14 protein-coding genes are annotated in these 22,581 nt (G+C 62.9%); 5 read left to right on the top strand and 9 right to left on the bottom strand.

Going from position 1 to position 22,581, the window contains the following annotated elements:
* Positions 1–51: 51 nt before the first annotated feature.
* The 9 genes from EU811_RS18615 to EU811_RS18575 form a co-directional block, all read right to left on the bottom strand.
* Positions 52–1,923, bottom strand: coding sequence for an acetyl/propionyl/methylcrotonyl-CoA carboxylase subunit alpha (locus EU811_RS18615; RefSeq protein WP_142939793.1), 1,872 nt, complete (start codon positions 1,921–1,923; stop codon positions 52–54).
* 60 nt (positions 1,924–1,983) lie between these two features.
* Complete coding sequence (locus EU811_RS18610) at positions 1,984–2,667, bottom strand: Maf family protein (RefSeq protein WP_142939792.1); 684 nt, start codon at positions 2,665–2,667, stop codon at positions 1,984–1,986.
* A 119-nt stretch (positions 2,668–2,786) separates the two neighbouring features.
* On the bottom strand, positions 2,787–5,312 hold the full coding sequence (locus EU811_RS18605) for an MMPL family transporter (protein WP_142939791.1): 2,526 nt from the start codon (positions 5,310–5,312) through the stop codon (positions 2,787–2,789).
* 1 nt (position 5,313) lies between these two features.
* The gene (locus tag EU811_RS18600; RefSeq protein ID WP_238703457.1) at positions 5,314–6,039 is read right to left on the bottom strand and encodes a TetR/AcrR family transcriptional regulator; all 726 of its coding nucleotides are present in this window, start codon (positions 6,037–6,039) and stop codon (positions 5,314–5,316) included.
* Positions 6,040–6,174: 135 nt separating this feature from the next.
* Complete coding sequence (locus EU811_RS18595) at positions 6,175–6,633, bottom strand: YbjQ family protein (RefSeq protein ID WP_142939790.1); 459 nt, start codon at positions 6,631–6,633, stop codon at positions 6,175–6,177.
* A gap of 92 nt (positions 6,634–6,725) precedes the next feature.
* On the bottom strand, positions 6,726–8,159 hold the full coding sequence (locus tag EU811_RS18590) for a dicarboxylate/amino acid:cation symporter (protein ID WP_142939789.1): 1,434 nt from the start codon (positions 8,157–8,159) through the stop codon (positions 6,726–6,728).
* A gap of 305 nt (positions 8,160–8,464) precedes the next feature.
* A complete protein-coding gene (locus EU811_RS18585) occupies positions 8,465–10,147 on the bottom strand; it encodes a DUF885 domain-containing protein (RefSeq protein ID WP_142939788.1) in 1,683 nt (560 codons plus the stop codon).
* 66 nt (positions 10,148–10,213) lie between these two features.
* On the bottom strand, positions 10,214–10,459 hold the full coding sequence (locus tag EU811_RS18580; protein ID WP_142939787.1) for an acyl-CoA carboxylase epsilon subunit: 246 nt from the start codon (positions 10,457–10,459) through the stop codon (positions 10,214–10,216).
* The gene (locus EU811_RS18575) at positions 10,456–12,039 is read right to left on the bottom strand and encodes an acyl-CoA carboxylase subunit beta (protein WP_142939786.1); all 1,584 of its coding nucleotides are present in this window, start codon (positions 12,037–12,039) and stop codon (positions 10,456–10,458) included. Before EU811_RS18575 ends, EU811_RS18580 begins: the two co-directional genes overlap by 4 nt.
* Positions 12,040–12,256: 217 nt before the next feature.
* Here EU811_RS18575 and EU811_RS18570 point away from each other — a divergent pair, with 217 nt between their 5' ends.
* From EU811_RS18570 to EU811_RS18550, 5 genes are all read left to right on the top strand, one after another.
* On the top strand, positions 12,257–13,147 hold the full coding sequence (locus tag EU811_RS18570) for an SDR family oxidoreductase (RefSeq protein ID WP_142939785.1): 891 nt from the start codon (positions 12,257–12,259) through the stop codon (positions 13,145–13,147).
* Between the two features lie 80 nt (positions 13,148–13,227).
* On the top strand, positions 13,228–14,193 hold the full coding sequence (locus EU811_RS18565; RefSeq protein ID WP_142939784.1) for a biotin--[acetyl-CoA-carboxylase] ligase: 966 nt from the start codon (positions 13,228–13,230) through the stop codon (positions 14,191–14,193).
* Positions 14,186–14,779, top strand: a complete 594-nt coding sequence (locus EU811_RS18560; protein ID WP_142939783.1) for a PH domain-containing protein — start codon at positions 14,186–14,188, stop codon at positions 14,777–14,779. The genes EU811_RS18565 and EU811_RS18560 overlap by 8 nt, the downstream gene beginning before the upstream one ends.
* Entirely contained in the window at positions 14,769–15,947 is a 1,179-nt protein-coding gene (locus EU811_RS18555; protein WP_142939782.1) for an adenylate/guanylate cyclase domain-containing protein, read from the top strand. The genes EU811_RS18560 and EU811_RS18555 overlap by 11 nt, the downstream gene beginning before the upstream one ends.
* Before the next feature lie 278 nt (positions 15,948–16,225).
* Positions 16,226–22,360, top strand: a complete 6,135-nt coding sequence (locus EU811_RS18550) for an Ig-like domain-containing protein (RefSeq protein WP_142939781.1) — start codon at positions 16,226–16,228, stop codon at positions 22,358–22,360.
* Positions 22,361–22,581: the final 221 nt, after the last annotated feature.

Raw genomic sequence — 22,581 nt, 5'->3', positions numbered from 1 at the left:
CGGCCCCGCACCGTTTGGTGCGGGGCCGACGTCGTTAAGAGGTGCTTGGCGTTAGTCCTCGATGGTGGCGATGACTGCGCCGGCGGCAACAGTCTCACCAGCGGTGGCGGAGAGGCCACGTACTGTCCCGGCCTTGTGGGCTGTGAGCGGCTGCTCCATTTTCATGGCTTCGAGGACCACGATCAGGTCGCCCTCGGCCACAACGTCACCGTCCGAGGCTGCCACCTTCACGATGGTGCCCTGCATGGGGGAGGTCAGTGCGTTGCCGCCAGCGGCTGCAGCCGTGGCGCCAGCCGAACGGGAGCGCTTCTTCGACTTGCCGGACTTTGCGCCGGAACCGCTGGAAACAGCAGCCACACCGCCACCCAGGCCGGACGGCAGGACCACCTCAAGGCGCTTGCCGCCAACCTCCACCACCACGCGCTGGCGCTCACCGGCGTCGGGCGTCTCAGCGCCGGCTACGTTGGCCGACCATGCCGGGATGCTGTTGACGAACTCGGTCTCGATCCAGCGGGTGTGAACCTTGAACGGGCCGTCCGCCGGAGCGAAATCGGGATCGGTGACCACTGCGAGGTCGAACGGGATGACAGTGGGGATACCCTCAACCACCATCTCCTCCAAGGCCCGGCGTGAACGCTGAAGCGCTTGCTCGCGGGTGGCTCCGGTGATGATCAGCTTGGAAAGCATGGAGTCGAAGTTGCCGCTGATGACGTCGCCTTGCTCCACACCGGAATCGATCCGGACACCGGGTCCCGTCGGGTTTTTCAGCGTGGTGATGGTGCCGGGAGCGGGCATGAAGTTGCGGCCCGGGTCCTCGCCGGTGATGCGGAACTCGAAGGAGTGGCCGCGGACCTCGGGGTCGTCATAGCCAAGTGCTTCGCCGCGGGCAATGCGGAACTGTTCCCGGACGAGGTCGATGCCCGTGACTTCCTCGGACACGCAGTGCTCCACCTGGAGGCGGGTGTTAACCTCGAGGAAGGAAATGGTGCCGTCCTGGCCCACCAGGAACTCACAGGTGCCGGCACCGAGGTAGTTGGCTTCCTTCAGGATGGCCTTGGAGGATTCGTAGAGACGCTTGTTCTGCTCTTCGCTGAGGTACGGAGCGGGGGCTTCCTCAACAAGCTTCTGGTTGCGGCGCTGCAGCGAGCAGTCGCGGGTGGAGACCACCACGACGTTGCCGAAAGCATCGGCCAGGCACTGTGTTTCCACGTGGCGCGGAGCATCGAGGAACCGCTCGATAAAGCACTCGCCGCGACCGAAAGCTGCGACGGCTTCGCGGACTGCGGATTCGTACAGCTCCGGGATTTCTTCCATGGTGCGGGCGACTTTGATGCCGCGGCCGCCGCCGCCGAAAGCGGCTTTAATGGCGATAGGGAGGCCGAATTCTTCAGCAAACTTCAGGATTTCGTCAGCAGACTCCACAGGGTCAGCCGTGCCGGGGACCAGGGGAGCGCCCACTTTCTCGGCGATGTGACGGGCCTGCACCTTGTCACCCAAAGCGGAGATGGCTTCCGGAGAGGGGCCGATCCAGGTGATGCCGGCGTCAATGACCTTGGCCGCGAACTCGGCGTTCTCGGCAAGGAACCCGTAGCCGGGGTGGATGCCGTCGGCGCCTGACTGCTTGGCGACGTCGATGATCTTGTCCATCACCAAGTACGACTCGGCCGCCGTGTTGCCGCCCAGCGCATAGGCTTCGTCGGCAAGGCGGACGTGGAGGGCATCACGGTCAGGGTCTGCGTAAACGGCTACGGAGGCAATACCTTCGTCCCGGGCGGCTCGGATGATTCGGACCGCGATTTCGCCGCGGTTGGCAATCAAGACCTTGGTAAGAGGGCTGGAAATGGGCTGCGCCGGGTTAGCTGACAAGTTGTTGACTCCTTCTGTCCTTGAGGAGCCTAGCGCGATTGTGAGGGTTCCGCCCATATTGATGGGGGATTCCGTGTGTGAGGCGATGTTCCTTTGTAGGGTTGCTACAAATCGCTTCTATTGCTGGTTCGTGTCCCACAGCTCCGTGATGCCCACGTTTGCGTGGACCAGCAGGTCCCTGAGAGTAGAGATGGAAAGCCCGACGACGGCGTGCGGGTCGCCGTCCACCTTGCGGATGAAGGCCCCGCCCAGGCCGTCGATAGTGAAGGAGCCGGCGCAGTGAAGGGGTTCGCCAGTGGCGATGTAGGCGTCGATGTCGCTGGTGCTCATTTGGGCGAAGTGGACCTCGGCGCTGGATACAGCACCAACAGTGGCTCCGGTGCCTTCCGCAGTTCCGGCGTCTGAACCCTCTGCTACCTCGTCGTCGTCCGCATCAGCGGCGGTGTCCCGGCAGTCAACCAACCAGTGTCCCGTGTGAAGCACCCCCTGCGAGCCGCTCATACGAAGCATTCGCTCCCGCGCCACCTCCGCCGTGTAGGGCTTGCCATGGGACTCGCCGTCGAACTCGAAGACGGAGTCGCAACCGATCACCAGCGCGCCCTCAGCCTCGGGGAGCGAAGCAACAGCCTCAGCCTTGGCGCGGGCCAGGAGCAGGGCGGTGTCGTGGGCATCGGTCACGCCGTATTTCGCCTGGACCGCGTCCTCGTCCACGTCCGAGACCAGGACGTCGTGCCGGACCCCGGCTTCGGTGAGCAGCTTGGTGCGGGCAGGGGACTGGGAGGCGAGAATCAATCGGGTCACGGTCCCCAGCCTAATACCAACCGTCTTTCACATCCCGCGCCCTTAAGCCGATCGCTCTCTCACTTGCCTCAAGCAAGTGAGAGAGCGATCGTGATTGTTGGTTGTTATGTGAGTGAGCGTTAGTGGACCAGTTCCTCGGAGCCGGCCTTTGAACGGTCGCTCCGCTCCAGCTTGGCGCCTTCAACATCCACGTCAGGGAGGATGCGCTCCAACCATTTGGGCAGCCACCAGGCCTTCTCGCCCAGGAGGTACATGACGGCGGGGACGATGGTCATGCGCACTACAAAGGCGTCGATCAGCACACCGAATGCCATGGCGAAGCCAAGCGGCCGGACCATGGTGAGGTGGCTGAAGATGAAGCCGGAGAATACGCTCACCATGATGATCGCGGCCGCGGTGACCACAGCTGCGGCGTGACTGAACCCGGAGCGGACGGCATGCTTGGCAGATTCGCCGTGCATGAACGATTCCCGCATGCCGGAGGTGATGAACACCTGGTAGTCCATGGCGAGTCCGAACAGCACGCCGATCAGGATAATGGGCAGGAAGCTCAAGACAGCGCCGGGATTGGCGACGTCAAAGATGCCTCCCAGCCAGCCCCACTGGTAGACGGCAACCACGGCACCGAACGCTGCGGCAAGCGAGAGCAGGAATCCACCGGTAGCCAGCAACGGCACCACGATCGAGCGGAAGACCAACAGCAACAGCAGCAGGGAGAGTCCCACCACAATCGCCAAGTAGGGCGGCAAAGCGGCGCCCAGCTTGTTGGAAACATCGATGTTGCCTGCCGTCTGACCGGTCAGGCCGATCTGCACATCAAGGTCTTCGCTGATCGCGGTTCCCTTGGCACGGAGATCGGACACCACCTGCACGGTGCCGGCGCTGGCCGGGCCTTCTTTGGGAATGACCTGGAAGACGGTGGTGCGGCGGTCCTCGCTCAGCGCCACCGGCACGGCTGCCACCACATTCTCAACACTACGAAGCTGGTCCGCTACGTCGAACTGCTTGTTCTTGGCGTCATTCTCGCTGAGGCCCTCAGGCAATTCGCCTACCACGATGATCGGTCCCGTCACACCTTCGCCGAAGCTGCTGCGCGTGAGGTCGTAGGCCTTGAAGGCCTGCGAATCCACCGGCTCCGAGCCGCCGTCGGGAAGTGCCAGCCGCAACTGTGAAGCCGGGAGAGCCAAGGCGCCCAGCAGGGCGATGCTTGCCACCAGTGCAACCCACGGATGACGGGTGACCATACCGCCCCAGCCGCCGCTGCTGCGCTTCTCCTCACGTTCGCGATCGGCAGCTTCGTGCCCGGGTTCGGCGTTGTGCTTGGCGGCCTTGGCCCAAGCGCGCTTGGAGATGAGCCTTGGGCCGATCAGCGCCAGGACCGCGGGCGTCAGGGTCAAGGCGACGACGACGGCGACACCCACTGTCGCTGCGGCTGCCACACCCATGACGGCCAGGAACGGAAGACCCGGAACTACGAGGGCAGCCAGGGCGATGATGACTGTCAGACCGGCAAACAGCACGGCGTTGCCCGAGGTGCCGGTGGCCAGTGCTGCGGATTCTTCGGCGTCCATGCCGGCCAGAAGCTGTGTCCGGTGGCGGTTGACGATGAACAGGGAGTAATCAATACCCACCGCAAGTCCGAGCATCAGGGCCAGCATGGGCGAGATGGAGCTCATGTCGATCACGCTGGTCAGGGCGAACGTACCGCCAACACCCACAGCAACACCGATGAGGGCCATGACCAGCGGCAGTCCGGCAGCGATCAAGGTGCCGAGCATGAGTATCAGGACTAGAGCTGCGACTGCGACGCCCACAATTTCAGCGATGCCGAAGATCTCCGAGACGTCCTCGGTGATTTCCTTACTGGCGTAGGCAGTGACGCCGGCCGAGGAGACTCCGTGGACGATCTCCTGGACTTCCTCGCGGACAGCCGGGTCAACGGCATTGATGGAGGTCTTGAACTGGACTTGCGCTACTGCGGCTTTGTTGTCGCTGGAAACAAAGCGGAGCCCCTGGGATGCTTCGAGCTGTCGCTTGCCGAGCGCCAGCGTGGCGGCGCCGTCGGCAGCCTCCTTCGCTCCGGCGTCGAGCCTTTCCTTGGTGGCAGCAAGTTCAGCGCGCTGCGGCGCCAGTTGGGCGTCAATCTGGGCGGGGGTGAGGCCTGATGCAGCGAGCTGCTGTTCAACCCCGGTGAGTTGCGCCTCGCCCGCTTCCAACTGCGCACGGGCGGCGTCCAGCTGGGCCTTGCCTTCTGCGGCTTTGGCCTCGCCGGCGGCGATCTCGCCGGCGGACTTATCCAGTTGCTCCTGGGTGGTGAACGGGTTGACCGTCCCCTGCACGTCAGGCATGGCTTCCAGTTTGGTGAGCGCGGCTGCAACCGCGTCCTTCTTGGCTTGGTCGAAACCGGCATCTCCGGCGTCGAACACCACGCTGGCCGAGCCGCCCGATGATTCAGGCAGGGCTTCCTTGAGCTTGTCCGCCATCTGCTGGGTTTCGGTGCCCGGGATGGTGAAGTTGTTGGACATGGTGCCGTGGAATGCTGCGGCCGAGCCGCCTACAGCTACCATGACGGCCAGCCAAATGGAGATGACGAGCCAGCGGCGGCGATACGAAAACTTGCCGAGGCGGTAGAGGAACGAGGCCATGTCAGAACCGATCTTTGGTGGTTGGAACGGAAGGGGGAGCCGTAGTGACGGTGGAGAAAGCGTTCGACGGCGGCGCGAAGCCGGCACCGAGAAGACCCATCGCATCGATGAGGTGCTGGCGAAGGACGGCCAGGGATTCCTGTGAGAGGTCGGGTCCGCGTTCGATGAACCAGACGGTCATGGCTGCTTTGCCGCAGGAGATGACGGATCCCGCCAGGGCGTGAAGGTAGAGTTCACTGATCCCGGCGCCGAGCCTGCCGCGGGCGGCGTCAATGATCTGCGCTGTGCAATGCTCCCAGGCTTCAAGCTCGGAGCGTGCAAGCTGTCGGTTGTCCTGGGTCAGACTGAACAGTTCGGCCATGGGCGCCACGGACATTGGATCGGCCAGCGCCATGAGGGCTGCCTGGGCGGATTCGAGGATCGACTCCTCTGCAGGGCGCAGCCGGAACTGCTCCAGTGCGTGGTCCATGAAGCCATCGGCTACGGAGGCCAGTGCTGCTTCGAGGCTGGGGAAGTAGTTAAAGAAAGTTCGCCGCGAGACACCTGCGCTGGCGGCGATGTCCTCCACGGTGAAGTTGCCGGGCCCGTTGCTGCGCAAAAGGTCCAGGGCTGCGGACGCAATGGAGCTGCGGGTGGCCGCCTTGTTGAGTTCGCGCCGTGAGGGCGTCGATTGCTCAGCAGTGTTGGGCGACTCCGCAATCGCTTCCTGGCTATTGGTTTGGGTCACATACTTACACTAAGTGCAAGTTTGCACTCTGCGCAATTTGAGCCGGATATGGGCAAAGAAAAGTCCCGCCCCGGTTCGTCGCCCTCGCCTGCGGAGGGCGGGGTGGCGAACCAGAGCGGGACGTGGAATCTCAGATTAGAACTGGTGAGGCTGGGCCGGGGGAGTGGGTGGGGTGAACTGCTGTGGCTGTCCGGGCTGCTGCGGCTGGGCCGGCTGCTGAGCGGCCGTCTTGGTTAGGTAGACCGACTGTCCCGTCGCTCCAGGCTCGCCCTCACCCAGCGGCAGGACATAGACGGCAGTGCCGTAGGCGCACACTTCGGTCCAGTTGGTGCCCATTTCCGAGGTGTCGAACCGCATGGCCACAATGGCGTTCGCTCCACGCTGCTGCGCTTCATTGACCATGCGTGCCATGACTTCCTGACGGCTTTCGTACAGTGCCTTGGTCATTTCGGGCAGCTCTCCGCCGCCCAGGGAGCGAAAGCCGGCCAGCATCTGGGAGCCGATATCGCGCGAACGGACAGTGAGGCCCATGACTTCGCCGAAGACGGCGTCGATCCGGTGACCCGGGATTTCGTTGGAGGTGACGATCAACATGGTCAGAGCCTATCCAGACTTGGCCCCTTAATCAGGGAAATCCCCCGGGGAGAACTCCCCGGGGGATTTCCGTCTGTTCACAAGGGCGGGTTTCAGGCCTTTGAATGAGCCAGTTCGCGCTCGTTGCTTTCTGCTGCTGCCTTGTCGGCTGCGAACTCATCAGCGAACGCGGCACCGTTGCGGGGTGCGTTGTAGAGGGTCTCGTCCAGGATTCCCTGACGCTTGGCCACGATGGCCGGGACGAGCGCTTGGCCCGCCACGTTGACTGCAGTGCGGCCCATGTCCAGGATGGGGTCGATCGCCAACAGCAGGCCGACGCCGGCAAGCGGCAGTCCCAGCGTGGACAGGGTCAGTGTGAGCATCACGACGGCGCCGGTGGTACCTGCAGTGGCAGCGGAACCGAGGACCGAGACCAGCACGATCAGCAGGTACTGGCTGAAGTCCAGGTTGATGCCGAAGAACTGCGCCACGAAGATCGCCGCGATGGCCGGATAAATTGCTGCGCAGCCGTCCATCTTGGTGGTGGCGCCCAGCGGCACTGCGAAGGAAGCGTAGCCGGAGGGGACGCCCAGGTTCCGCTCAGTGACGCGCTGCGTCAGCGGCAGCGTGCCGATAGAGGAACGGGACACAAACGCCAGCTGCACGGCCGGCCAAACACCGGAGAAGTACTGCTTGATGGACAGCCCGTGAATGCGTACCAAGATGGGGTAGAGCACGAAGAGCACCAACGCCAGGCCGATGTAGATGGCGGCCGTGAACTTGCCCAGGGATCCGATGGTGTCCCAGCCGTAGATGGCTACAGCGTTACCGATCAGGCCTATGGTGCCCAGCGGGGCCAGGCGGATGATCCACCAGAGGACCTTTTGAATGACTGCCAGTGCGGAAGCGTTGAATGTCAGGAAAGCTTCGGCCTGCTTGCCAACCTTGAGTGCGGCAACGCCGACCGCGATCGCGACAACCAAAATCTGCAACACGTTGAAGTTGACGGCAGTGCTGACTGTGGTTGCGGCGTTGGCACTTTCGGTGACGGTGGAGCTGGCTCCGAGACCCAGGAAGTTCTTGGGGAACAAGCCAATCAGGAACGCCCACCAGTCGCCGGTCTTGCCAGCGTACTTAGCTTCTTCGGTGATGCCGGTGGCCGCGCCCGGCTGCAGGAGTACACCCAAGCCGATGCCGATCAGCACCGAGACCAGCGACGTGATAGCGAACCAGAGCAGAGTGTTCCATGCCAGGCGCGCTGCGTTGGACACCTGACGCAGGTTGGCGATGGAGCTGACCACGGCGGTAAAAATCAAAGGAACGACGGCGGTTTGCAGCAACGAGACGTAGCTGGAGCCGATCGTCTGCAGCGTCGCGCCGAGGCCGTTGGGCGCAGTCTTGGTGCTGCCCGTGTACTTGGCGATGAGGCCGAGGACCAGGCCGACGATGAGGGCTGCGATGATCTGGACGCCGAAGGATCCGGCCCATTTGGGGAGCCGGAAGCCGGACTTGCCAGCTGCTGGTGAAGTGTTGGTTGAGGTGCTCACCGGAACACGTTAGGTGCATCGCAAATAACATAGCGAACGAACGTTGAGAAATGTTACGTCCACCCCTCTGCTGCCCTCCATCGTGAACCGCTAATTCGCGGGCCCGGCGCGGGCTTTTGTGAAGTTATTCCCGGAAACAGTGTGGCGATGATCTCCGAGTGCGCTGCGATCCTTTCACCCGCTAGCGCACCACTTTCCGCCGATCGCACCCGTAACCTCTGGTGCGCAACGGGGGAAAGAGTGCGCTCCTGGCGCCGAAGGAGCAGCACACCGAGGATGTCCGGCCTCAGGGCGGACCTGGCAACTCAGCCCAGCAGCGCCCGGCGAAGCACGTCCAACCCAACCGAACCTATGTTCAGCGCCTTGCTGTGGAACGACTTCAGGTCAAAGCCTTCCCTGGATTCAAGCTCAGCGCGGATCTGTTCCCACAAACGCTGCCCCACCTTGTAGGACGGCGCTTGTCCGGGCCAGCCGAGGTAGCGGGTGAACTCGAACTGGAGCTGCCCTTCGCTGATGTCGAGGTTGGCTTTGAGGAAGTCGAAGCCCTTTTCTGGGGTCCAGGTTCCGCTGCCCCAGCGCTCGGGGACGGGGAGTTCCAGGTGCACACCGATGTCGAAAACCACGCGTGCTGCCCGCATCCGCTGACCATCGAGCATGCCCATGTGATCGCCCGGATCTTTCAGGTACCCGAGTTCCAGCATGAGTTGCTCGGCGTAAAGTGCCCAGCCTTCGCCGTGGCCGGAAACCCAGCAGACGTTGCGCCTCCAGTTGTTCAGGAGTTCGCGGCGGTAGGTGGCTGTGGCTACCTGGAGGTGGTGCCCGGGGACTCCTTCATGGAACACGGTGGTGGTTTCGGACCATGTGGTGAAGGTGTCTTCGCCGGCGGGCACGGACCACCACATGCGTCCGGGCCTGGAGAAATCGTCGGAAGGTCCGGTGTAGTAGATGCCGCCTTCGTCGGTAGGGGCAATCATGCATTCGAGGGTCCGCATGACGTCCGGGATGTCGAAGTGGACGTCGGCCAGCTCGGACACCGCTCGATCGGAGAGTTCCTGCATCCAGGCTTTCAAGGCGTCGGTGCCCTTGATCTGGCGGGCAGGGTCGCTGTTCAGGATGGCCTTGGCTTCTTCGATGGATGCGCCGGGCTTGATCTGCGCCGCGACCTTTTCCTGCTCGCCAATAAGCCTCTCGAGCTCCCGGACGCCCCAAGCGTACGTCTCTTCCAGATCGACTTCCGCGCCAACAAAGGAGCGGGAGGCCAAGGCGTACCGTTCGCGGCCCACCGCATCCTTTTCCGGGGCCGCGGGGAGGAGTTCGTCCCTAAGGAAGTCGCCCAAGGCGCTGTACGCAGAACGCGCAGCCGCAGTCCCGGCGTCGAGCTTTGATTGAACGTCCGCGGGCAGCGGCGTGCCCCCTGCGGCGGCGGTGGCAGCCATTTTGGCGAAGAAGCCATCCTCTGCGGCGTACCGGCCGGTCTGCTCGATGACGATCTGCACCTGGCGCGCGGCGGCTACTTTGCCGGCGTCAGCAGCCGATCGAAGTGACACAATGTAGCCCTCAATTGCGGCCCGAACGTTGGCAGCACGGCCTGCAATGTGCTCCCAGTGTTCAACCGTGTCCGTGGGCATGAGGTCGAAGATGGCGCGGATGTCCTGCGCGGGGGAGGCGATGTTGTTCAGGTCGGCCGCATCCCAGCCGGACTCGTGGATCTCCAGTTCCAAGCCGAGGCGCTCGCGCATGGCGTCCAAGGTGACGGCGTCCACGTCATCGGAAGGCTCGAGGCCTGCCAGAGCGTCCAAGGCCAATCTGGTTGCCTGTGCGTGGGACGCAAGACCGGCAGGGGAGTAGTCCTGGTATTCGGTTTCGTGTCCCGGCAAGCCCAGCGTGGTGGCGAAGCTGGGATTGAGTTCGATCAGCTTTTCTGTGTACGCGTCAGCGACGGCATCGATGGCGGACTTGGGGCGTACGGGGGTGTTTGCAGTAGTCACCCACAGAGCCTAGCCGTGAGACCGCTTACGTGAAAGGGTTGTTGAACTTTTCTACGAACGTGGGAATTAACCCCGGCTGCGCTTCCAAGCACCAGGACCCGGTGTGGGGTCCAGGCGCAGTTGCTGGCGGCGCACCCAGTGCCGGACGTTCGGCTTGGACGGCGCCGCTTCCTGCTGGCCGCCGAGGGAAACCACGACGGCGGCAAGCGCCGCGAGCTCTTCGGCTGCCGGTTCGCCCTTGACCACCGAGAACAGGGGAGTGGCCGGTTCCTGGTCAGGCGCAGGATCGGCGCGGTGCTTAGGCGCGCTCACAGCGGGATGTTCCCATGCTTCTTGGTGGGCAGGCTCGCGCGCTTGTCGCGGAGGGCGCGGAGCCCGCGGATGATCTGCAGGCGCGTATCCGACGGAGCAATGACAGCGTCAACATAACCCAGCTCGGCTGCCTGGTACGGGTTGAGGAGTTCTTCCTCGTACCCCTGGATGATCTCCGCGCGCTTGGCTTCGACGTCACCGCCGGCTTCGGCCACCGCTGCGAGATCGCGACGGTAAAGGATATTCACTGCACCCTGGGCGCCCATGACGCCAATCTGGGCGGTGGGCCATGCCAGGTTGAGGTCGGCTCCGAGCTTCTTGGAGCCCATCACGATGTAAGCGCCACCGTAGGCCTTGCGGGTGATGACCGTGAGCTTGGGGACCGTCGCTTCGGCGTAGGCGTAGAGGAGCTTGGCGCCGCGGCGGATGATGCCCTGGAATTCCTGGTCCTTGCCGGGCAGGAAGCCGGGAACGTCCACCAGCGTGATGATGGGGATGTTGAAGGCGTCGCAATGGCGGACAAACCGGGCGGCTTTCTCGGACGCCGAGATGTCCAGTGTTCCCGCGAACTGCATGGGCTGGTTGGCCACGATGCCCACGGTGTGTCCCTCAACGCGGCCGTAGCCGATCATCACGTTGGGGGCGTACAAGGACTGCATTTCGAGGAAGTGTGCGTCGTCCACAATCTGCTCGATGACTTTGCGCATGTCGTACGGCTGGTTGGCGGAATCGGGAATCAGCGCATCCAGTGCGTGGTCGTCCTCATTGAGTTCCAGTTCCTGGTCGTGCTCCACCACGGGGGCCTCGGACAGGTTGTTGGAGGGGAGGAAGTCCAAGAGCTCGCGGACGAACTCAATGGCGTCAGCTTCATCGGACGCGAGGTACGTGGAGGTGCCGGTGGTGGCATTGTGCTGCCGCGCCCCACCGAGGGTTTCCATGTCCACGTCTTCGCCGGTGACGGTCTTGATGACGTCCGGTCCGGTGATGAACATGTGGGACGTCTTGTCCACCATGACCACATAGTCGGTCAGGGCGGGGGAGTAGGCGGCACCGCCGGCGCACGGGCCCATGATGAGGGAGATCTGGGGGACCACGCCGGAAGCATGGACGTTGTTGCGGAAAATGTCCGCGAACATGGCCAACGAGGCCACGCCTTCCTGAATACGCGCGCCGCCGCCGTCGTTAATACCCACAACCGGGCAACCGTTACGGAGGGCGAATTCCTGGACCTTGACGATCTTTTCGCCGTTGACCTGGCTTAGCGAGCCGCCGTAGACACTGAAGTCCTGGCTGTAGATGGCGATCAGGCGGCCGTCCACTGTTCCGTAGCCGGAAACAACGCCGTCACCAAGCGGCTTCTTCTTTTCCATGCCGAAAGCAGTGGAGCGGTGCACTGCGAGGGCGTCGAACTCGACGAAGGATCCCGGGTCAACCAGGAGGTCGATGCGTTCACGGGCGGTGTTCTTGCCGCGGGCGTGCTGCTTTTCGATCGCTTCCGGGCCGGAAGGCTGTTCTGCACGGGCCTGGCGGTCGCGGAAGTCTGCAATCTTTCCCGCTGTCGTTGTCAGATCGTGGCTCATCAAGTGTCTCCGGCTCTGTAGCTGATATTCGCTGGCGCAATCCCGGGTTCGGATAAGTAGCTGACTTAAGTAGCTTCCGTACAAAGAACAGGCCCCGCAGGCCAGTCTAGTGACGCCTTTGCCGCGAACCGCTGTAGAAACCCTACAATTTTCCGCGTCCAAGCCAAAGCCATCACTATGTTACCCGTCAGTAACATAGTTGGGCTAGAGTGTCTGCATGACTTCAAGCAACGGCGCTTCCTCCGCCTCCACAGAGGGTCAAACGCAAGGCACCACCCCTTACGTGGCCACTGCTTCGCTCAAGGGCAAGACCATCCTCATGTCCGGCGGCAGCCGCGGCATAGGCCTGGCCATCGCCACCCGTGCAGCCCGCGACGGCGCCAACATTGTGCTCATGGCCAAAACAGGCGACCCCCACCCCAAACTTGAGGGCACTGTCTTTACCGCCGCGCAACAGCTGACCGAAGCAGGCGGACAGGCGCTGCCGCTTGTGGGGGACGTCCGCAATGATGACGACGTCGCCGCAGCAGTCGCCGCCGCCGTCGAGCGTTTCGGGGGGATCGACGTAGTGGTGAACAACGCCTCCGCAATCGACCTGTCCCGCACCGACGCCGTGGACATGAAGCGTTACGACCTCATGCAGGACATCAACGTCCGCGGCACGTTCCTGCTCTCAAAGCTGGCGCTGCCCGCCCTGCGGGAATCAAGCCACGGCCACATCCTCACCCTGTCCCCACCCTTGAACCTGGACCCCAAATGGGCCGGGATGCATTTGGCCTACACCATGGCCAAGTACGGGATGAGCCTCACCACCCTGGGTCTCGCCGAAGAGCTCAAGCACGACGGCGTCTCGGTCAACTCGCTCTGGCCGTGCACCTTGATCGACACGGCCGCGATCCGGAATATGCCCGGTGGCCAGCAGATCGTGCAGGCCGCACGCGGACCGGAAATCATGGCTGATGCCGCCCATGCTGTGTTGACGGGTTCGGCATCTAGCGGGAACTTCTACACCGACGAGCAGGTGCTGCGCGCAGCCGGAGTGCAGGACTTCACTCCCTATAGCCTCGGCGCGCCCGAAGACCGCTTGGTGCCGGACATCTTCCTCTGAGTAGATTCCATGGGCGGATTCCCAGGCGCATTTCGGGGCAGCCACCCTCCGGGGACCTCGCAACTGGATAGGATTCAGCTATGGATGCCGAACAGCCAGAGAGCAGCGAACCCCAGGCCTTGTCTGGAGAGGTTCCGTCCGGAGAGGTCCCGTCCGGGCAGTCGCGTGCCCCGTTGGATCGTGAGGCTCTGAACCGTGAGTCGCTCCTGCAGCCGGACTTCCTGTCGGCCACGGGCATCTCGCGTCTGGACATTGTCCAGTCCACGGGCTCCACCAACCAGGACCTCGTGCGTGCTGTGACGGTGGAGCCCAAAAAGTGGGCTGACCTTTCCGTCTTGACCGCCGAACACCAGACAGCGGCGCGTGGACGGCTCGACCGCCACTGGGAATCACCCGAGCGATCGGCGGTTTCGGTCTCCGTGGTGCTGCGGCCTGTCACGGCTGAGGGCATGCCGGTCCCGACGCAGAGCTATTCCTGGCTTTCGCTGCTTGCTGCTGTTGCGCTGCGTGAGGCCCTGCAGGAAACAGCCGGCATCACCGCTGAGATCAAGTGGCCCAACGACGTCCTGGTCAACGGGCGCAAAGTGGCCGGCATTCTGGCGCAGATGACTCCGCTGGGTGATGGCTCCGTTCCGGCTGTGATTCTGGGCGTGGGACTCAATGTGTCCTTGGCCGAGGAAGAACTTCCGGTACCCACGGCAACCTCGCTTGCTTTGGAGGGGGCCGCGACGACGGACCGCACCGCGCTGCTGAAAAGCTACCTGTCACGGTTCGCGCGGCTCTACCGCAGCTTCTGCAATTCCGAAGGGGACCCCGCCGCCGGTTTGGTGGGTGGCCCATCCCTGCACAAGCGTGTTGAGTCGGCCATGGTGACGTTGGGCCGCGAAGTGCGCGCGCATTTGCCTGGGGATCACGAGCTCGTGGGGCATGCCTCGCGCCTGGACGAGCACGGCTCGTTGCTGGTGGTGGACCATGGTGGCAGGGAACACGTTGTGACAGCCGGTGATGTGGTGCACTTGCGCGCCACAGAAAGCGGTTATGCGTAAAGAGTTACTCCCGGGGGAGCAGGTCATTACCATCACACGCCAACAGGCCCGCTCACTCTTCTTTCCGGTGCTGGCCTTCATTGCGGTTCCAGCAGCTGCAGGTTTTGCTTGTGCTTGGATCGTCAGGGAAAACCCGCAGCGCCTTGCGCCTTTCATCACGACGGAATGGACGCCGTGGCTTATGGGTACCGTGGTGGTACTCGCCGGATGGTTCCTTGCCGCATACAGCCTCAGGCGGGTGTTGCGGTGGCGTTCGGTCAAATACATCCTGACGAGCAGGCGCGTACTTGCCCGGAATGGAATGTTTAGGCGAAATGACTGGCAGGTATCGCTGATGGCCATCCGCAATGTAGGTGTCCACCAGAGCATGCTCCAACGGACATTGCACTCGGGGAATATATCCTTGGATACCGGGCACTCTGGAATAGCCGTGATGAACGACGTTCCTGAGGTGGGAAAGTTCCGGGGTTTCATTCTTGACGCGATGGATGAACTCCCGCAAGGTGAGGTTTTTGAGGGTGAAGTACTGAGGGATTTTGAAGAATTGCCGTGGGAGTTCAGAGATGGTGGAAGAGATGAGCGTTGAGGATCAGCAGTCCGGCGAGGACCTGGACCAGGAGTTCGACGCCGTTCCGGAGCCTTCCGTGGACGAGGACACTGAGGCCGGGCCTGCTCCGGCGTCGGTACCAACCGGCCCACCCACTGGTGTGATGTCCGCGGAGCGCCTGGCTATTAAGGCGCTCGAGGCGAAGCTCCTTGGCGGAGAACGCAAGCTCCGGCGTCGTGAAGTTGCTGCCGGTGCGGGCGTGTCCATCCTGTCCGCACGGAAGATCTGGCGCGCGCTGGGGTTCCCCAACTTTGGTGACGAGGATGTTGCGTTCACGGAACGCGACCAAGCTGCCTTGTCCAGCATCCTGGATCTGGTCCGGGCCGGCCTCCTGACGGAAGAAGCCGCTATCTCCGTGACCCGTTCCATCGGTCAAATGACGGACCGCATGGTGGTGTGGCAGATCGAAGCGCTGGTTGAGGACATGGTGTCCGAGCAGGGAATCCCTGATGCCGTGGCGCGCAAACAACTGGTGGCGCAGCTGCCTGCGCTGGTGGACTCCCTCGAAGAGATCCTGGTGTACTCCTACCGCCGCCAACTCAACGCCGGCGTCCAGCGTCTTGCCGTTCGGGCCGAAGCCGGACTCCAGGCCAGCGAGGAAGGGCGGGAGGGCGACGAAGACGATTCGCCGTTGCCGTTGGCCCGGGCCGTAGGATTCGCTGACCTTGTCTCTTACACCAGCCTGTCCCGGCGTATGAACGAGAAAACGCTCGCTCAATTGGTGCAGCGTTTTGAAAACAAATGCGCGGAAATTATCTCCGTGGGTGGCGGGCGACTGGTCAAAACAGTGGGTGACGAAGTCCTTTACATCGCGGAGACTCCCGCGGCGGGAGCCGAAATTTCCCTGGCCCTTGCCCAGGCGTTCACGGAGGACGAGATCCTTCCACAGTGCCGCGTCTCCATGGTCTGGGGCCGGATTCTCTCCAGACTTGGCGATATCTATGGACCCACAGTCAACCTTGCTGCACGGCTCACCACGCTGGCGCAGCCCGGGACGGTCCTTGTGGACGCCATGACCGCCGCCGCCTTGGGCCAGGATGACCGCTTCGTCCTGGTTCCACAGAAGTCGGAGAACGTCCGCGGTTTCGGTGAGATCCATCCTGTGATGCTGGCCCGCGGCCGGGGCAAGGGTTTGGTGCTGGACTAGGCACCCTGCCGACTCGCCCACGGCCCGTCCGAGCCGCACGCTCTCTCACGTCCCGCGGGTTCCAGCCGATCGCTCTCTCACNNAAAGTGAGAGAGCGATCGGCGTTTAGGGCTGTTATGTGAGAGAGCGTGGAGGGTGTCTGCGGTTGCTGAGAACTGCGTCACGACTTAGCAAAACGTTGGATTAACCCGGTAGTCTTAGCGTTGTTTGTGTGTCGTGAATGGCCGTGGGGTGCGGCGTCGGCCGCCTTGTGCTGCCTAAATTGTGGGGGAATGTGGATGGCTCTGCCTGACGGGTCCGGAAACCGCCGTGCCAGGAATCGCCGGCGGAAGGTCATGGCGGCAACTGCATTTTCAGTTGCAGCCGCGGTCCTGGTGACCGGTGCCATCCTCTACCCGGGGTTCAAGACCACCGAAGTGGACCTCAATGACGGCGGCGTTTGGGTGGTCAGCAAGTCCAAGAATGCCGCCGGAAGGCTCAACTACCCCTCGAAGTCCCTGGACGGGGCAGTGACTCCGGCGAGTAAGGATTTCGACGTCCTCCAGCAGGCCGGCGACGTTTTCATTGATGACCCCGAGGGCGCCACGATCAACCCTGTCAGCGCCGCGAACATGCGTTTGGGCGGGGACCAAAAGCTGCCCGGATCAGCGGATGTGAGCTTCGGCCACAAAGTACTGGCCGTTACCGATCCTTCCAAGGGCAAGGTCTGGGCATTGTCCGCCGGATCCGTGGGTGGGTTCAGTGATGAGTCCGAACCACTGTTCGAGCAATCGCCCGGAATTGTTTCTGTTGTAGGCGTGGACGACACCATCCACACCGTGGATCCCGAGTCCGGTAGCGTCACCGCCACCAAGGTGGACGCCAACGGCAAATCAGTGGATTCGCAGGTCCGCACGGACGAGGCGCTCAAGGGCGCAGGGGACCTGCAGTTGACGGCTGTGGGCGACAAAGCAGTGGTCCTCAACGAGGCCACGGGAAACATTGTTCTCCCGGGCGGCGCAACCGTTCACCTGGACGACGCCCGCGACGCCAAGCTGCAACAAACAGGACCGACTGCCGACTTCGTAGCTATCGCCACTACCAAAGCGCTCCTCCTTCAACCATTGGACGGTGGAACCGCCAAGACTGTCCGAGCCGACGGGGAAGGCATTCCCGCAGCGCCCGTTCAGCTGGGAACATGCACCTACGCGGCGTGGTCCGGTGCCAACAAGTACGTCCGCGAATGCAGCAACGAGGCTGATAACCGCCGCGCCGATGTTCCCAAGGCGAGTGCGTCGCCGTCGTACGTCTTCCGGGTCAACCGCGATCTCGTGGTTCTGAACGACGTCAACTCCGGCAACGTCTGGATGGTCAACCAGAACATGCAGTTGGTCAACAACTGGGACGACGTCATTCCGCCCCAACAGACATCGGACGACGCCGACAAGGACTCTGCGGACGAAGTCCAGCAGACTGTCCTCCCGGACCGAAGCAAACCGAACACGCCGCCGGTGGCGAAGCCGGACTCCTTTGGAGTGCGCGCCGGCAAGACGACCCTCCTGCCGGTTCTGGACAACGACGCCGACACTGACGGTGATGTCCTGACGGTTGCGGCCGACCAAACCGTTAGATCGGGTGCGTTGGCTCCTGTTTATGGCGGGACGGGCTTCCAAATTTCTGTCCCCGCGGATCAGACCGGGGCGGAGACGTTCAAGTACTCCGTGGATGATGGCCGCGGTGGAACCGCAGCGGCCAACGTCGACCTCCGGATTGTCCCGCCCGGAGAGAACAACGCACCCCAGCAGAAGCCCAACAGGAACAATGCCTTGGTGGTACAGGCGGGGAAGATCGCCAACCAGTACATCCTTAATGACTGGATTGACCCCGACGGTGACGACATCTTTGCTGTGGCTGCCGTCAGCAGCGATCCCGCCGATCAAGTCCGCATCAGGCCAGACGGGCTATTGACGTTCCAGGATTCCGGAGCCGGGCCGGGAAAGAAGACAATCGCCGTTTCGGTCTCCGACGGCACCCTCAGTGCTGAGGGGCGTATCAGTGTGGACGTTCGCGCACCCGGGGCCTTGCCGCCCATTGCGAACGCCGATCACGTGGTTGCAGTGGCAGGCCAGGACACGGTGATCGCACCGCTCAAGAACGACACTGATCCGCAAGGCGGCACGCTTCGGCTGGCACAGGCCCAGCCGGATGAGCAGTCCACGGCCGTGATAGGTCCAGACCAGCAAACGTTTACTTTCAACTCGACGTCCACGGGCCCCCACTACGTCACCTACATGGTCACCAACGGCCCGGCGAGTGCGCAGCAGCTGGTGCGCGTAGACGTCGTGTCCGGCAACAACGACGGCGCTCCCGTTGCCGTCCGCGACATTGCTCTGCTGCCCAGTGGCGGCAGCACCGTGGTGGACGTGCTCGGCAATGACTCGGACCCGGCCGGAGGCGTCCTGGTAGTCCAGTCCGTCACCGCGGAGGATGGCCTTCCGGTCACGGTGGCGGTTTTGGACCATTCGGTGGTCAAGGTCACGGACGTTCGCGCCACCGGCCAACTGTCGCTGAAATACACCATTTCCAACGGCAAAGCCTCGGCCACCGGAGACATCTCAGTACAGGTAGTACCTGCGCCCAGCAAGCTGCAGGCCCCGCAGGCCAAGCCGGACGAAGTGTCGGTGCGTGTCGGAGACGTGGTGACCATACCTGTCCTGGACAACGATTCGGACCCTAACGGCGGAGAGCTGACGCTCGACCCGGAGCTGGCGCAACAGCCCGATGCCGCTGACGGCAGGATGTTCGTTGCGGGCAATACTCTGCGCTTTATCGCAGGGGAGATTCCCAAAACTGTTTACGCCATTTACAAGGTCAGCAATGCGTCCGGCCAGACCGACTCCCAGCAAGTCACCATCCGCATCCGTGCCCGCGATGACGCCACCAACACCCGGCCCGAGCCGCGAAACCTGACCGCCCGGGTGGTAGCCGGCATGACCGTCAAGATCCCCGTGCCATTGGATGGCATTGACGCCGACGGCGACTCCGTCCAACTCATCGGGGTGGACAAAGCGCCCGCGCTCGGGACCGCCGTAGTCCGGGACGGTTACATGGAGTTCACCGCTGCCGCCACCTCCGCAGGCACTGACACGTTCAGCTATCGCGTGCGGGACCGGATCGGAGCGGAAAACACCGGCACCGTCATTGTGGGTATTGCGCCGGCAGAAGCGAATAACCAAAAGCCGATCGCGGTGGATGACGCCATTGAGGTCCGTCCAGGGCGTCGGATTGCGGTGGATGCCCTAAAGAACGACTCGGACCCTGATGGCGACCCCATTGCATTGGTGAATTCCTTCGAAGCCAACCCGGAACTGCAGGTTGAAGCGTCCTCCGGAAAGATCCTCCTGACTGCGCCGGGCGTCACTGGAAATGAAAGCATCAGCTACCGGATTCAGGACGACAAAAAGGCTGAAGCCAGCGCCGTGGTCAGGGTGCAAACAAGCCCGACGGCGGCCCTTCACGTTCCGATTGCCGTGGACGACCGCATCACGCTGGCTGAGACGCTGGGCAAGACCGCCGTTGACGTCCCGGTGTTGAAGAACGACTCTGATCCGGACGGCGTCGCCGAAGACCTGACCATCACCTTGCCCGATGCGAATCCGAACGCCCGGGTGGGGACTGCGGGGAACGTTGTGGTGACACTCGCCCCCCAGGACCAGCTGATCCCGTACACCGTGACAGACATGGACGGGCAATCAGCCACGGCCGTGATGTGGATCCCAGGCCAAGGCCTGCAGTACCCCACCTTGGCTAAAACCGAGCCCGTGGAGGTCATGTCCGGCAAGGAAGTCACGGTCTCGCTCCAGGAGTATGTCCGCGTGCGGGAAGGCCGCCAACCACGGCTTACGGTTGCAGACAAGATCCGCGTCCAGGGAGCCGATCCCAACAACGTTATTGCCGGCGACGGAAATGCCTTGAGATATGCAGCGCAGACAGACTACGTTGGTCCGGGATCCATCACCTTCGAGGTGACCGACGGGTCAGGTCCGGACGACTCCCAAGGCTTGAAGTCCACATTGACCATCATCACCAAGGTGATCCCGGACCCCAACGCCAACCACGTCCCGACCTTCAGCGGTGCTTCCATCGAGGCTCCCAAGGGTGAAACCACCGAGCTGGAGTTGGCCAACCTTGCCAAGGACGTGGACGAGAGGGACCAGGGAAACCTGAAATTCGAGCTGGACGGACAGCAGCCCGCGGGTTTCCAAACCAAAGTGGAGGGAACGGTCCTCAAAGTCACCCCGGACCTCTCCGTCACTCCCGGTGCTGTGGGCACCTTCCCCTTGAAGGTCACAGACGGCAGGTCTGATGCTGTCCGGGCAACGGTAACGGCCACAGTGGTGTCCTCGAACCGGCCCAAGCCCGTAGCCAACGACGACTCCGTTGAGAAAGCCAATGCCGGACGCTCGGAAACCATCAATGTGTTGGCCAACGACTTCAACCCCTTCAATGACTCGCCTCTGACGATCGAAGGCGCCGCAGTGGAGACTGGTTCCGCCGCCGGCCAGCCGACGGTCTCAGGGGAATCGATCACGGTCACTCCTGCTGATGGCTTCAAGGGCGTCATGGTGGTTCGGTACACAGTGCTGGACAAGACCAAGGACCCCTCACGGCAGGCAGTGGGACGCGTACGGATCACGGTCCGGGACAAACCAGACGCTCCATCGGCACCGGTAGCGACCGACGTCCGCAGCCGCACCGCTGTGCTCAAGTGGGCGCCGCCGTCGGACAATGGCGCAGCCATCACCAAGTACACGGTCAAGGCCGCCGGTTTTGAACAGGTGTGTCCCACTACAACCTGCACGTTGTCCGGGCTGACGAACAACGTGAAGTACGTCTTCACCGTGTCCGCCACCAACGAGGTAGGGGACTCACCGGCGTCCATCGCCTCCAACGAGATCCGGCCGGATGAGAAGCCGTCGCCGCCGGACGCCCCCACAGTCAAAGCCGGTGACAAGAACATGGCCATCACCTGGACCCCGGCCAAGACCGAGGGCTCTCCGGTGAAGCACTACAACTTGGAGATTTCTCCGCCGCCGGCCAACGGCATTGCCGTGAAGAACGATGTCACCGGCCTGAGTTACACCTGGCCGGGACTGACGAATGGCGTGAAGTACAAGGTCCGTGCCCAGGCCGTCAATGAGCTCGGTCCATCGGACTGGGGCATGTACTCCCTGGAGGACAACCCTGCTGGTCTTCCGGCAGCCCCGGCGGCTCCCACCACCGCAGTGGTGCAGTCCGTGGGAACCAACAACCAGATTCGTGCGGATTGGGCTGAGCCGGATATCAACGGTGACCCCATCAAGACCTACTACGTCACTATGAGCGGCGGAAACGGCGTTCCGCAGACGCAGACCGTCCCGGGAAATGTCCGATCAGCAACCTTCACTGCCCAGAACAACGAAGCAGGCTACACCTTCACCGTTCAAGCAGAAAATAAGGCTGGGAAGGGCGGCGTCAGCGCACCTTCGGCGCCGCGTCGCGCCACCGGCAAGCTGGGGGCCGTAGAGAACGTCTCTGCCACCCCGGCCAACACCGGGGGAGCGGGCAAGGCCGTCACCATCAACTTCTCGGTCCTGGACCAGACACAACGCAACGGTTCTACTCAAAACGAGGTCAGCTACCGCTACCTGGCCAGTACCGGCCAGTCCGGACCCATCACGCCTGGCCAGACGGTCAGCGGTTTTGCCAACGGGCAGGCAACCTCCATCACAGTCACCGCGGTGTCCTCAGTGGCGCCGAGTTCCAATGCCAGTGCACCGGCAACCACCACCCCGTACGGTTCCCCCGGTACACCATCTGCTTCGGGCGCCAACGGTGGGCAAAACCAGACCACGCTGACGCTGAACTGGTCCTCGCCGTCCACCAACAGCAACGACGTCGCAGTGACCAAGATCAGGATCACCGGCGGTGGAACTGATACCGGGTGGATCAACGAATCCGCGTCCGGCAGCCGTGTGGTCAACACCGGTGGCTATAACCAGACGCGCACCATCGAGGTCCAGACGTTCAACTCCGTGGGCACAGGCGGTGGCGTGGCTTCTGCGAGTGCACAGAGCGGACCGCAGAAGACGTCATGGGATGCCACGCTGCCTCCCGGCAGCTACCGTACTTGCACGGATACCGCGCCCTCCGGCCAAACATCGTGGGATCCAAATACTCCAGGGCACCGCTGTGACGGAAAGGTCAATGGTCCGCCATGGCAGTATGAGTTCAACGGCGGATTCACGGTCAACTGCTACATCAACCGCAGCACGCCCTACTTGAACTACGCGGCATGGTACAAGCTGACTAGCGGCCCCAATGCTGGCCGCTTCATCGCCCAGGGCAACACCACCCTGGGTGACCCCGGACCGCACCAAATCCCGCAATGTTGAGGCATGTGAAGCCGGGGCGTCGGGCAGTAGTCCCCATCGCGCCCCGGGCCAGGGAGACAGTACGCTGTCAAAGCCAATGGATAGCCCGATCTCGGGTTTCCTTGGTTGACCGCAGGGCGCGTGGGATAGTCTTAGGGACTGAAAATTCCGCCGCCGTACGGGGGAACTGCGGAATGTACGGCTGCCGGCATCTGCCGGATGGCCCGGAAGCCACTGGGGAG

It is taken from the genome of Arthrobacter sp. TS-15 (assembly GCF_006964045.1).
Taxonomy (GTDB): domain Bacteria; phylum Actinomycetota; class Actinomycetes; order Actinomycetales; family Micrococcaceae; genus Arthrobacter.
This window is presented reverse-complemented; position numbering and strand designations above follow the sequence as displayed.